Annotated in this window: 8 protein-coding genes; 5 read left to right on the top strand and 3 right to left on the bottom strand. The window is 67.2% G+C overall.

The features are described 5' to 3' along the window. The first annotated feature begins 41 nt into the window (after positions 1–41). Positions 42–2,093 carry a prolyl oligopeptidase family serine peptidase gene (locus LQ564_RS24825; protein WP_231060802.1) on the top strand — a complete coding sequence of 684 codons (2,052 nt, stop codon included), beginning with the start codon at positions 42–44 and terminating at the stop codon, positions 2,091–2,093. A gap of 195 nt (positions 2,094–2,288) precedes the next feature. Beyond that, entirely contained in the window at positions 2,289–2,498 is a 210-nt protein-coding gene (locus LQ564_RS24820; RefSeq protein ID WP_231060824.1) for a helix-turn-helix domain-containing protein, read from the top strand. Here LQ564_RS24820 and LQ564_RS24815 read toward each other — a convergent pair. Next, the gene (locus tag LQ564_RS24815; RefSeq protein WP_231060801.1) at positions 2,473–3,207 is read right to left on the bottom strand and encodes a helix-turn-helix transcriptional regulator; all 735 of its coding nucleotides are present in this window, start codon (positions 3,205–3,207) and stop codon (positions 2,473–2,475) included. The two genes, LQ564_RS24820 and LQ564_RS24815, sit on opposite strands and share 26 nt — an antisense overlap. A gap of 362 nt (positions 3,208–3,569) precedes the next feature. Between LQ564_RS24815 and LQ564_RS24810 the strand changes: the two genes are divergently transcribed. After that, the gene (locus LQ564_RS24810) at positions 3,570–8,471 is read left to right on the top strand and encodes a response regulator (RefSeq protein ID WP_231060800.1); all 4,902 of its coding nucleotides are present in this window, start codon (positions 3,570–3,572) and stop codon (positions 8,469–8,471) included. Between the two features lie 49 nt (positions 8,472–8,520). Continuing rightward, on the top strand, positions 8,521–9,363 hold the full coding sequence (locus LQ564_RS24805; protein WP_231060799.1) for a protein-glutamate O-methyltransferase CheR: 843 nt from the start codon (positions 8,521–8,523) through the stop codon (positions 9,361–9,363). Between the two features lie 108 nt (positions 9,364–9,471). Here the strand turns inward: LQ564_RS24805 and LQ564_RS24800 are convergent, their stop codons facing one another. Together LQ564_RS24800 and glpD are read right to left on the bottom strand one after the other, a co-directional pair. Then, positions 9,472–10,071, bottom strand: a complete 600-nt coding sequence (locus LQ564_RS24800) for a glutathione S-transferase family protein (protein WP_231060798.1) — start codon at positions 10,069–10,071, stop codon at positions 9,472–9,474. 65 nt (positions 10,072–10,136) lie between these two features. Continuing rightward, positions 10,137–11,699 (bottom strand): glycerol-3-phosphate dehydrogenase, encoded by a 1,563-nt coding sequence (gene glpD, locus LQ564_RS24795; RefSeq protein ID WP_231060797.1) that lies wholly within the window; start codon positions 11,697–11,699, stop codon positions 10,137–10,139. A 137-nt stretch (positions 11,700–11,836) separates the two neighbouring features. On the opposite strand from glpD, the gene LQ564_RS24790 reads away from it, so the two are divergent. After that, positions 11,837–12,481: a phosphohydrolase gene (locus LQ564_RS24790; protein ID WP_231060796.1), complete on the top strand. Its 645-nt coding sequence runs from the start codon at positions 11,837–11,839 to the stop codon at positions 12,479–12,481. Positions 12,482–12,805 lie beyond the last annotated feature (324 nt).

Here is a 12,805-nt window from a genome sequence, read left to right as displayed (position 1 = left end):
CGCCGCAGTTGTTCACTCAAACTCACATCACGCAGATCCCCATGCAGCCTCCAAGCCACAGCACCCAAGCCGACGACCCTTATCTCTGGCTCGAGGAGGTCGACGGCGACCGCGCGCGCGGCTGGGTGCGCGAACAGAACCTGTCGTCCCAGGGCGAACTCGAAGCCGACCCGGGCTTCCCCGCCCTGCGCACGCGCCTGAAGGGCATCCTCGACTCGACCGACAAGATCCCCTACCCCGGCTGCCACGCCGGCCTGCTCTACAACTTCTGGCGCGACGCCAGCCACGTGCGCGGCATCTGGCGCCGCACCACGCTCGAGGAATACCGCACGGCCGCGCCGCAGTGGGAAACCGTGATCGACCTCGACGCGCTGGCGCGCGAGGAAGACGAGAACTGGGTCTGGGGCGGCGCCGCCTTCCTGGAGCCGGAAGGAGACCGCTGCATGGTGTCGCTGTCGCGCGGCGGCGGCGACGCGCGCGTGCGGCGCGAATTCGACCTCACCGCATGCCGCTTCGTCGAGGATGGCTTCGTGCTGCCGGAAGCGAAGAGCGACGTCGCCTGGATCGACCGCGACACCCTGTTCGTCGGCACCGACTTCGGCCCCGGCTCCATGACCGATTCCGGCTACCCGCGCATCGTCAAGCGCTGGCGCCGCGGCCAGGCCCTGGCCGACGCCGCGACCATCTACGAGGCCCAGGCCGGCGACCTGTCGGCTTCCGCCTGGCGCGACACGACGCCCGGCCACGAGCGCGATTTCGTGCTGCGCCAGATCGGCTTCTACAGCAGCGAACTGTTCCTCCTGCGCGGAGACATGCCGGTGAAGGTGCCCAAGCCGGAAGACGCCAACGCCTTCGCGGTGCGCAGCCAGATCGTCATCGAACTGCGTTCGGACTGGGAAGTCGAGGGGCGTCGCTACCCGCAAGGCGCCCTGCTGGGTTGCGACTTCGATGCCTTCCTCGACGGCGCGCGCGCATTCGAGGTGCTGTTCGAACCGACGCCCACCACCTCGCTCGACGGCCTCACGGTGACGCGCGACACCCTGCTCCTGACGGTGCTGGACAAGGTCAGCAACCGCCTGGCCGAATTGCGCTTCGCCGGCGGCCGCTGGCAGGCGCGCGACGTCGGCCTGCCCGGCTCCCAGGCGATCGAGACCTGGGCGTTCGATGCGATCGGCTCGAACCAGTACTTCCTTACCGTGAACGGTTTCCTGGAACCTGCCACGCTGTACCTGATGGACGCCGGCAGCGACACCCGCCAGGCCCTGAAGTCGCTGCCCGCCTTTTTCGACGCGGCCGGGCTGGTGGTGCGCCAGTTCACCGCGGCCTCAGCGGACGGCACGCGCGTGCCCTACTACGCCGTGATGAAGGACGCTACGCCACTGGACGGCAGCGCACCCACCGTCCTGTACGGCTACGGCGGCTTCGAAGTCTCGCTCAAGCCCTCCTACGGCGCGGTCAGCGGCGCCGCCTGGCTCGAGCGCGGCGGCGTCTACGTGCTGGCCAACATCCGCGGCGGCGGCGAATTCGGGCCGCGCTGGCACCAGGCGGCGCTCAAGGAAAACCGGCAACGGGCATTCGACGACTTCATCGCCGTCGCCGAAGACCTGGTCGCACGCGGCATCACCTCGCCGCGGCGCCTCGGCATCATGGGCGGCAGCAATGGCGGCCTGCTGGTCGGCGCCGTCATGGTCCAGCGCCCGGACCTGTTCGGCGCCGTGGTGTGCCAGGTGCCGCTGCTCGACATGCGCCGCTACCACCGCCTGCTGGCCGGCGCGTCGTGGATGGGCGAATACGGCGACCCCGACGACCCCGCGCAGTGGGAAGCGATCGCACGCTACTCCCCCTACCAGAACGTGCGGCCGCGCGCCGAGGGGCAGGCCTGGCCGCGCGTCCTGTTCACCACCTCGACCCGCGACGACCGCGTGCACCCGGGCCACGCGCGCAAGATGGCGGCGCGCATGCAGGAACATGGCCATGATGTGCTGTACTGGGAAAACACCGAAGGCGGCCACGCCGGCGCCGCCGACAACGCGCAGATCGCGCGCATGTGGGCCCTGACCTGGACCTTCCTGCGCCGCCAGCTCTCGACCTGACCGATTGCGAACCGCATGCGTCGATGTCCTCGCCCGGGGCAGACACTAGCAGACCTGCTAGGTGGCGACCCGGGCATCCAGTGGAATACTTGCATCCTGCATAGCCCTACTGGAAAGGATTCGAATATGGCAAACGACATGGTGTGCGAGGCACTGGCGGCGGAACTGGAAGCCCAGGGCGCGGCGCTGGCGGGAATGGCGCTGTCTCCAAAGGCCCGGCCGCACGAACTGCGGCGCCTGCGCATCGCCAAGCGTGAGAGCCAGGAGAAGTTCTGGAGCCGCTTCGGCGTCACCCAGTCGAGCGGCAGCCGCTTCGAGACCGGCCTGGCGGTGCCGGCCCCGGTCGCCATCCTGCTGCGCCTCTACGTCAACGGCCGTCTCAGCGATGGTGATCTTCAGGCGTGATCAGGCCCAGCGCGATGGCCTTGACCACCGCCTGCTGGCGGGTGTTGACGCCGAACTTCTGGCGCACGTTCGCCAGGTGAAAATTGACGGTCGCCTCGGAGCAGCCGGTGATGCGGGCAACCTCCCATGAGGACTTGCCGGCCATGACCCATTGCAGCACCTCCAGCTCGCGCCGGGTCAGGCGCGGCGCCTCGATCTCCGGCTTGGGCTCGCGAAAGCGCGCCGACGAGGCGAAGGCATAGTCGCGGATCAGGGACAGGCCGGGCAATGCCTCGGCGATGGCGCGCGTCAGTGCGCTGCCGGGCCGCTCGTCGCAGGCGAAACTCATCACCCCGAACTCCCCTTGCGGCCCGTGCACCGGCAGGGTCACGCCGCTGCGGATGCCGTGTGCGCTGGCTTCCTCGTAGAGCGCGTTCGAGGCGCCCTTGCTGAAGGTGGACGGCGCCCAGACGATCGGCAGGGTGCTCGACAGGCAGTGCCCGACCGTCGGGTCGACGTAGGCGAAGCCGTTGGCGTCGTAGCGGCTGCGCCACTCGCTCGAATAATTACTGCGCACGAAGGCGTTCTCGAAGCGCGCATGGCGCGACGCTACCTGCGCGAACAGCACCTGGCCGAAACCCTGGTCGCGCGCCAGCCCGAACAGGCGTTCGCACCAGGTCAGCTCGTTCGGAGCGTCCAGCAAATCCAGCAGCAGCGCGGTGTCGATCATGGCGGTTTTGGTGAAAGGTCGGTGGGACGGCGTCCATGCTAGATGAATCAAACCGTTGAATCCTCACCGATATTCACAACCGGCACGATATTGCTTCCGTGAGAGCGGCAGCGTTGTCGTAACACTACAACAATACCTCCCCAATCGTGCGCTCGTTCCTGCCGACCTGCGCTACCCTCCGCGGGATTGCCATCTGTAATTTTCCTATTTGCAAGACTTTTCCACGGCCGGGCATCTTGACTAGATCTTGTACAAGAGTATCTTTTCATCGTTTGGGATGACACATTCGCCGCCCGGGCGCGTCTTCCCCCCGTTCTAATCTACCCGTATCTCCACCACTTACCGAAACAAGGACCGCGTCGATGAACAACATGACCGACATGGGCGAACAGCTGGACGTCAAACTGCTGCTCACCACCCTGATGGCGCTGAAAAAAGGCGACTTCTCGGTGCGCATGCCCTCGGACTGGACCGGGGTGTCCGGCAAGATCGCCGACACCCTCAACGACATCATCGAGACCAAGCAGAAGATGGTCGAGACGGTCACCGACGTCTCGCGCGTGGTCGGCCGCGAAGGCCACCTGACCCAGCGCGCCGACCTGCCGGGCGTGGTGGGCGGCTGGGCCACCATCATCAGTTCCGTGAACACCCTGATCGACGACCTGGTGCGCCCGACCACCGAGATGGCGCGCGTCATCGGCGCGGTGGCGAAGGGCGACCTGTCGCAGACCATGGCGCTCGAAGTCGACGGCCACCCGCTCAAAGGCCAGTACCTGCGCGCGGCGATGACCGCGAACACCATGGTGGAGCAGCTGTCCTCCTTCTCCTCCGAAGTGACGCGCGTGGCGCGCGAGGTGGGTACGGAAGGTAAGCTCGGCGGCCAGGCGCAGGTGAAGGGCGTCGCGGGCACCTGGAAGGACTTGACCGACTCGGTGAACTCGATGGCGGGTAACCTGACCTCGCAGGTGCGTAACATCGCGGAGGTGACCACCGCGGTGGCGAACGGCGACTTGTCGAAGAAGATCACGGTCGACGTGCGCGGCGAGATCCTCCAGCTGAAGGACACCATCAACGTCATGGTGGACCAGCTGCGCTCCTTCGCCTCCGAGGTGACGCGCGTGGCGCGCGAGGTCGGCACCGAGGGCAAGCTGGGCGGCCAGGCCTATGTGCCGGGCGTGGGCGGCACCTGGAAGGACTTGACCGACAACGTGAACTTCATGGCCTCGAACCTGACAGGCCAGGTGCGTAACATCGCGGCGGTGACGACCGCGGTGGCGAACGGCGACCTGTCCAAGAAGATCACGGTGGACGTGAAGGGCGAGATCCTGGAACTGAAGAACACCATCAACGTGATGGTGGACCAGCTGTCCTCCTTCGCCTCCGAAGTGACCCGTGTGGCGCGCGAGGTGGGTACGGAAGGCAAGCTGGGCGGCCAGGCGCAGGTGAAGGGCGTCGCGGGCACCTGGAAGGACTTGACCGACTCGGTGAACTCGATGGCGGGCAACCTGACGGGCCAGGTGCGTAACATCGCGGACGTGACCACCGCGGTGGCGAACGGCGACTTGTCGAAGAAGATCACGGTCGACGTGAAGGGCGAGATCCTGGAACTGAAGAACACCATCAACGTGATGGTCGACCAGCTGAACTCCTTCGCCTCCGAGGTGACCCGCGTGGCGCGCGAGGTGGGTACCGAAGGTAAGCTGGGCGGCCAGGCGAACGTGCCGGGTGTCGGCGGCACCTGGAAGGACTTGACCGACAACGTGAACTTCATGGCGTCGAACCTGACGGGCCAGGTGCGTAACATCGCGGACGTGACCACCGCGGTGGCGAACGGCGACTTGTCCAAGAAGATCACGGTGGACGTGAAGGGCGAGATTCTCGAGCTGAAGAACACCATCAACGTCATGGTGGACCAGCTGTCTTCCTTCGCCTCCGAAGTGACCCGCGTGGCGCGCGAGGTCGGTACCGAAGGTAAACTCGGCGGCCAGGCTTACGTGCCGGGTGTGGGCGGCACCTGGAAGGACCTGACCGACAACGTGAACTTCATGGCGTCGAACCTGACGGGCCAGGTGCGTAACATCGCGGCGGTGACCACCGCCGTGGCGCGCGGCGACCTGTCCAAGAAGATCACGGTGGACGTGAAGGGCGAAATCCTGGAACTGAAGGACACCATCAACGTGATGGTGGACCAGCTGTCTTCCTTCGCATCCGAGGTGACCCGCGTGGCGCGTGAAGTCGGTACCGAGGGCAAGCTGGGCGGCCAGGCGAACGTGTCCGGCGTCGGCGGCACCTGGAAGGACTTGACGGAAAACGTCAACCAGCTGGCGGCGAACCTGACCAACCAGATGCGCGCGATCGGTGAAGTGGCGACCGCGGTGACCCGTGGTGACTTGTCCCGTTCCATCCAGGTGGAAGCGCGCGGCGAGGTGTCCTACCTGAAGGACAACATCAATGAGATGATCCGCAACCTGAAGGAGACCACGCAGAAGAATGCGCAGCAGGACTGGCTGAAAACGAACTTGGCGCGCTTCACGCGCCTGCTGCAGGGCCAGCGCGACCTGCAGGCCGTGACCAAGCTGATCCTGTCCGAACTGGCGCCGCTGGTCTCGGCCCACCACGGCGTGTTCTACATGATGGACTCGCAGGAGACCGACGCGCGCCTGCGCATGATCGCCTCCTACGGCTACCGTAGCAGCCGCAAGCTGCCGACCTCCTTCCTGCCGGGCGAAGGCCTGGTCGGCCAGTGCGCGCTGGAGAAGACCCGCATCTGGCTGACCGACGTCCCGCGCGACTACATCGTGGTGTCCTCGGGCCTGGGCTCGGCGCCGCCGAACAATATCGTGGTGCTGCCGATCCTGTTCGAGCAGCAGGTCAAGGCCGTCATCGAGATCGCCTCGCTCGACCGCTTCACCGAAACCCACCTGTCCTTCCTCGACCAGCTGATGGAATCGATCGGCGTGGTGCTGAACACGATCGAGGCGAACAGCCGTACCGAGTCGCTCCTGACCCAGTCGCAATCGCTGGCGCAGGAACTGCAGCAGACCAACCAGGAGCTGGCCGAAAAGGCGCGCCTGCTGTCCGAGCAGAACATCGAGGTGGAACGCAAGAACCGCGAGGTGGAGCAGGCCAAGCTGGCGCTGGAAGAAAAGGCGACCCAGCTGGCGCTGTCCTCGAAGTACAAGTCCGAGTTCCTGGCCAATATGTCGCACGAGCTGCGTACGCCGCTGAATTCGCTCCTGATCCTCGCCCAGCAGCTGTCGGATAACCCGGAAGGCAACCTGTCGAGCCGCCAGGTGGAATTCGCGAAGACCATCCACGGCTCGGGTTCCGACCTGCTCACCCTGATCAACGACATCCTGGACCTCTCTAAAATCGAGTCGGGCACCGTCACGCTGGACGTGTCGGAATACCGCTTCTCGAACCTGCGCAACTACGTGGACCGCACCTTCCGCCACATGGCCGAAGCCAAGCACCTCGGCTTCCAGGTCGACCTCGCCGAGAACCTGCCGACCGCCGTGATGACCGACACCACGCGCCTGCAGCAGGTCCTCAAGAACCTGCTGTCGAACGCCTTCAAGTTCACCAGCCACGGCCAGGTGTCCCTGAGCATCAGCCTGGTGGGCAGCGGCTGGACCGCCGACCACCCGAACCTGGTGCATGCCGACGCGGTGCTGGCCTTCTCGGTGCACGATACCGGCGTCGGCATCCCGTCCGACAAGCTGCAGCTGATCTTCGAAGCCTTCCAGCAGGCCGACGGCTCCACCGCCCGCAAATATGGCGGCACGGGCCTGGGCCTGTCGATCTCGCGCGAGCTGGCGCGCCTGCTGGGCGGCGAGATCCGCGTCGAGTCGGTCGTCAACGTCGGTTCGACCTTCACCCTCTACCTGCCGTACAACCGCGCCGGATTCATCAACTACGAGCAGACCCGCCAGCCGCAGCCGGCGCGCCTGGCCCCGCCGCCGGCGCCGAGCCAGGTGGCCTGGCAGCCGGTCGCCCAGGAGCAGATCGACGTCGCCACGCTGGACGCGATCGAATCGTCCTCGCTGGTCGAGTACTCCTCGGTGCTGGACGACCGGGGTCTCGTGACCCCGGGCGACCCGTCGGTCCTGATCGTCGAGGACGACGAGCGCTTCGCCAAGGTGCTGCTCGACTTCGCGCGCGAGAAGAACTTCAAGGCCATCGTCACCCAGCGCGGCGACTCTGCCCTGTCGCTCGCCCGCGACTACCTGCCGTCCGCCATCCTGCTCGACATCGACCTGCCGGACATCGACGGCTTCACGGTGCTCGACCGCCTGAAGCGCGACCCGAATACCCGCCACATCCCGGTGCACGTGATGTCGTCCCTGCGCGAGCGCGAGCGCGCGCTGCGCCAGGGCGCGATCTCGTACATCAACAAGCCGGTCGGGCGCGAGGCGCTGCAGGAAGAATTCAAGCGCATCCAGAAGTTCCTGATGGGCGGCAAACGTTCGCTGCTGGTGGTCGAGGACGACATGGCCCAGCGCGAATCGATCGTGGCCCTGATCGGCAACACCGACATCCACATGGTGACCGCGGAGACCGGCGCCGCCGCGCTGGAAGCGCTGCAGAGCCAGCACTTCGACTGCATGGTGCTGGACCTGACCCTGCCGGACATCTCGGGCTTCGAGCTGATGGATAGAATCACCAAGAACGAGCGCCTGCGCGACCTGCCGATCGTGATCTACACCGCGAAGGAACTCTCGCGCGGCGAAGTCACGAAGCTCAAGCGCTACGCCAAGACCATCGTGATCAAGGACGCCCGCTCGCCGGAGCGTCTGCTGGACGAGACGGCGCTGTTCCTGCACCGTTCGCAGGCCAGCCTGCCCGAGACCCAGCGCCGCATGCTGGAAGAGATCCACGCCCAGGACGGCGGCCTGGCGGGACGCAAGGTGCTGATCGTCGACGACGACCTGCGCAACATCTTCGCCTTGTCGACGCTTCTGGAGCGCCAGCAGATGCAGGTGCTGTTCGCCGAGAACGGCCGCGACGGCATCGAGGTGCTGGAGAAGGACCCGACCATCGAGATCGTCCTGATGGACATCATGATGCCGGAGATGGACGGCTACGACACGATGCGGGCCATCCGCCGCATCCCGAAATTCCGCTCGCTGCCGATCATCACCCTGACCGCGAAAGCGATGAAGGGCGACCGCGACAAGTGCATCGCGGCCGGCGCCTCGGACTACATCACCAAGCCGGTCGACGTGGCGCAGCTGCTGTCGATGATGCGCGTGTGGCTGCACTGATGGGGACCGCGATGTCGATGATCTTGCGCGGTCCGCAGAGGATGACTCCATGACCGAGTGGACGGGGTTCGCCGCCGCACAGGCGACCGAGGAACTGGAAGTGGAGCTGCTGCTGGAAGCGCTGTACCAGCGCTTCGGCATCGATTACCGCGGCTACGGGCGCGAGCGGCTGCGCGAGCGCCTGCTGGCCCAGGTGGCCGAACGCGGCCTGGCCACGCTCACCGGACTGCAGGAGAGCTTGCTGCACCAGGCCGGCGTGGCGCATGGGGTGGTGCGCGCCCTCGGCGTGCCGGCCGCGCCGCTGTTCGACCTGCCCGAGGACACGTGCCGCCTGCGCACGGCGCTGGGCGACTCTCTGCGTCCGACCGCCTTACCCAAGGTCTGGCTGGCGGAACCGGCCGGCGTGGCCGAGGCCTGGACCCTGGCGATCCTGCTGGCCGAGGAAAAGCTGTACGGCCGCACCGAGGTGTTCGCGACCGTGGGCAGCGACGAGCAGCTGGCCGAGATGCGGGCCGCCTCGCTGCCGGTCGCCGAACTGGCCGCGTCGCAGGGACACTACGAGGCCAGCGGCGGCAGCGGACGGCTGGCCGACTATTTCGAAGTGGCGAACGGCGAAGCGCGCCTGCTGCCGCGGCTGCGCGAACGCATCACTTGGGCCCAGTACAGCCTGGTGACGGACGCCTCCTTCAACGAATTCCACGGCATCATCTGCCGCCGCGCCCTGCCCGACTTCGGGCCCGTGCTGCGTCAGCGCGTGCTACGGCTGTTCCGGGACAGCCTGTCGCTGTTCGGGGTGCTGGGGCTGGATCGCGCGCTGGCGGCGACGGATGCGGGGGTCGAGGATTACCAGCTGCTGTTTGAAGATGGCGGCTGGTATAAGCGCATCCGATGACGTTGTAGGGTGGGCGGTCCTCCGCCCACGCGTCCAAACAGCGCATGAACAGCGCGCGCCGCATCCATTCAAGCGGGAGTTGAACGCGTGGGCGCGGGAGCGCCCACCCTACGCAATGCGGTCACGCCACGCCTGCATGTGGGGCATGCCTTCCTGCCCCGGCTTGAATTTCATGAGCCCACGCGCGAATTCCAGCGCGCAGAACGCCGTGATATCGGCAATCGTGAAGCGCTCCCCCGCCACATACGGCTGCTTCGCCAGCTCCCGATCCAGCCAGCGCGCCGTGTCGCGCATCTTCCTGCCCTGGGCTTCACCGAACTCCGGAAACTGCGGCTGCTCCAGCACCGCCAGCCCCGGATGCGTATGGCGCACGCAGTGCGCGATCTCCAGCATCAGGTGCAGCTCCACGCGCCGGTCCGCCATCTCGATGAAGGCGCGCTCGGTGGCGTCGACGCCCATCAGGTTCGGTTCCGGATACAGGGCCTCGAGATAGGTGCAGATCGCGCGCGTCTCGCTCAGCGCGCGGCCGTCGTCGAGCACCAGCACGGGAACGCGCGCCATCGGGTTCAAGGCCAGGAATGCCGGCGTGCGGTGCGCGCCCGCGTTCAGGTCGACCTCGATGGTCTCGATATCGGTGATGCCCTTGGCGGCGATGAACATGGCGACGCGCCGGGGGTTGGGCGCACGCGGGCTGGTGTAGAGGCGCATCGGGTTTCCTGGCTCGTGAACATGGCGATACGCCGTAGTATAGCCGCGCCGCGCACAGGATCGCGTCAGGCCGGCTCGTGCAGCACGGCGCCTGCGGCGGGCAGGCGCTCGGAAGCGATCCAGGCGTCGATCGCGACGGCGCAGCCGGGCGGCAGGTGCAGGCCGAGCTTGCTGCGCCGCCAGAGCACGTCCTGGGCGGTGGCTGCCCACTCGTGGCGCAGCAGGTAGCGCAGCTCGGCGGCGTACAGGCCGGGCACGACTTCTGGCCCCAGGTCCTGCAAGCCGCGCGCGCCATCCAGCAGCACATCGACACGGGTGCCATAGGCGCGGCTCCAGCGCCGGGCCAGGCCGGGCGGCAGCCAGTCGAGGCGGCGCTGCAGGTCCGCCTGCCAGCGCTCGAATTCGAGCACGGCGCGCTTGTCCGGCACGGGGCCGAACAGGTCGCCGCCCGGCAGCACGGCGTGCGCGGTCCAGGCCGGCAACGGGGCGTTGAGGCTGGCGGCGATCCAGTCGACCGCTTCCTCGGCCAGCCGGCGGTAGGTGGTGATCTTGCCGCCGAAGACCGACAGCAGCGGCGCGCCGTCACTGTCGCGGCCCAGCAGGTAGTCGCGCGTGGCCTGGGCCGCGCTGCCGGCGGCGTCTTCGAGCAAGGGACGCACGCCGGAATAGCTCCACACCACGTCCGAGGGCCAGACCTGGCGCCGGAAGTAGCGGTTGGCGAGCGCGCACAGGTAGGAGACTTCGCTGTCGGCGATCGCGACCCCGTCCGGGTCGCCGGTGAAGTCGACGTCGGTGGTGCCGATCAGGGTGAAGTCGCCCTCGTAGGGCATGGCGAACACGATGCGCCCGTCGGGGTGCTGGAAGATGTAGGCGTGCTCGTGCTCGAACAGGCGCGGCACCACGATGTGGCTGCCCTTGACCAGGCGCAGGCGTCGCAGGCTGGCGGCGGAGGCGCCGGCGGCCGTCGCGGCCACATTCCCTGCCCAGGGCCCGGCGGCGTTCACCAGGCAGCGCGTGCGCAGCAGGCGCCGGCCGGCCGCGCCTTCCAGGGTGACGAGCCAGTGGCCGGGATGGCGCTCGACACCAGTGCAGCGCGTGTGCGTATGCACGGCGGCGCCGTGCTCGCGGGCATCGACGGCATTGAGCACCACCAGCCGGGCGTCGTCGACCCAGCCGTCCGAGTACACGAAGCCGCGCGTGAAGGCGGGTTTCAGCGGGCCGCCGGCGCGGTGGCCGGCGAGGTCGACCGCTTCGGAGCCCGGCAGGAATTCGCGCGGGGCCAGGCGGTCGTAGAGGAACAGGCCGGCGCGGATCAGCCAGGCGGGGCGCTGGCCAACGTCGTGCGGCATCACGAAGCGCAGCGGGTGCATGATGTGGGGCGCGCTGCGCAGCAGGATCTCGCGCTCGGCCAGGGCCTTGCGCACCAGCTTGAAGGCGTGGTGCTCGAGGTAGCGCAGGCCGCCGTGAACCAGCTTGCTCGACGCCGAGGACGTGTGGGCGCCGAGGTCGTCCTTCTCGCAGAGGACCACGCGCAGCCCGCGCCCGGCCGCGTCGCGCGCGATGCCCACGCCGTTGATGCCGCCGCCGACCACCAGCACGTCGCAATCGATGCCGCCTTGTTCCGCCATGTTCCGCCTCCACTTCATTTAGCGGCCCGGCCCTGGTTGGCCCGGTCCAGCGATCCAGTGTAGGAGCGCCCCGGCCCTGCCTCTTCGCCTGCATCAATTATGCGAAGATTGCGCGTGCTGGTGTGTAAAATCGCCACATGCACAACACTCCCAGCGCCCATGAGGTGCGCGCCTGGGTCCGCATGCCATCCGGCAAGCGCTTGGACCTGCTCAACCCTACCCCTTTCGACTGGGACGACGCCGACCTCGCGCTCGGCCTGGCCCGCACCTACCGCTGGGGCGGCCATTCGGCCTGGCCGCTGCCCCTGTCGGTGGCCCAGCATTCGATCGCCGTGATGCTGCTGCGGCGCGCCCTGTCGCCGCGTCCCTCGCCGGTACAGGAGCTGCGCGAGTTGCTGCACGACGCCGAGGAAGGGCTGCTCGGCTTCGATGCGGTGTCCGTGATCAAGCCCTTCCTGGGCGAGGGTTTCCGCGCATTGACCGGGCGCCTGGAACAGGTGATCTTCATCCGCTACGGCCTGCCCGCCTGGACCGAGAAGGAACACCGGCTGCACAAGCAGGCCGACCGCCTGGCCGCCGCCACGGAAGCCGTGCACGTGACCGGCTGGACCCGTGAAGAAGTGCGCAGCACGCTCAAGATTCGCGCGCAGGTGCTGGAACGCGATCCGCTGGCCGATCATTACGGCTGCACGCCGTGGGAGCCGTGGGCGCCGGGCGTGGCAGCGGAACGCTTTTTGGTTGAACTCGAACGGCTGAAGCGGGTGGCGGGGCAAGCGGCTTGATGTTCGTCGAGGGTGTGAAAAAACGGCTACGGCAAGGCGCCGAGTCGAAGACAGTACACTCGTACGGCGAGAAGAGGCAACGCAGCCGCAGACGAATTTTTCACACCCTCGTAGGGTGGGCAATCCTTTGCCCACGCGTTCAACTAACGGGAGCGTCGCATCGGCGCGACCGGGAGTTGAACGCGTGGGCGGTCCTCCTGTATGGCACAGGGACATAGGTGACAGTTGTACAGGGACATAGGTAACACTTTTCTTATGATCGGCACACCACCAACAGTTGGAGTGTGCGATGCCTTGGAAGGAGTGTTCCCAGATGACTTCCCG

It is taken from the genome of Massilia phyllostachyos, assembly GCF_021044825.1.
GTDB classification, from domain to species: Bacteria; Pseudomonadota; Gammaproteobacteria; order Burkholderiales; family Burkholderiaceae_D; genus Telluria; species Telluria phyllostachyos.
Note: the sequence above shows the minus strand (reverse complement) of the source record. Positions and strands in the feature narration are given on the sequence as shown.

Excerpts from the sequence above, each read along its gene's own strand:
- LQ564_RS24825 (WP_231060802.1), top strand. The coding sequence starts at position 42 with ATGCAGCCTCCAAGCCACAGCACCCAAGCCGACGACCCTTATCTCTGG.
- LQ564_RS24820 (WP_231060824.1), top strand. The coding sequence starts at position 2,289 with ATGGCGCTGTCTCCAAAGGCCCGGCCGCACGAACTGCGGCGCCTGCGC.
- LQ564_RS24815 (WP_231060801.1), bottom strand. The coding sequence starts at position 3,207 with ATGATCGACACCGCGCTGCTGCTGGATTTGCTGGACGCTCCGAACGAG.
- LQ564_RS24810 (WP_231060800.1), top strand. The coding sequence starts at position 3,570 with ATGAACAACATGACCGACATGGGCGAACAGCTGGACGTCAAACTGCTG.
- LQ564_RS24805 (WP_231060799.1), top strand. The coding sequence starts at position 8,521 with ATGACCGAGTGGACGGGGTTCGCCGCCGCACAGGCGACCGAGGAACTG.
- LQ564_RS24800 (WP_231060798.1), bottom strand. The coding sequence starts at position 10,071 with ATGCGCCTCTACACCAGCCCGCGTGCGCCCAACCCCCGGCGCGTCGCC.
- glpD (WP_231060797.1), bottom strand. The coding sequence starts at position 11,699 with ATGGCGGAACAAGGCGGCATCGATTGCGACGTGCTGGTGGTCGGCGGC.
- LQ564_RS24790 (WP_231060796.1), top strand. The coding sequence starts at position 11,837 with ATGCACAACACTCCCAGCGCCCATGAGGTGCGCGCCTGGGTCCGCATG.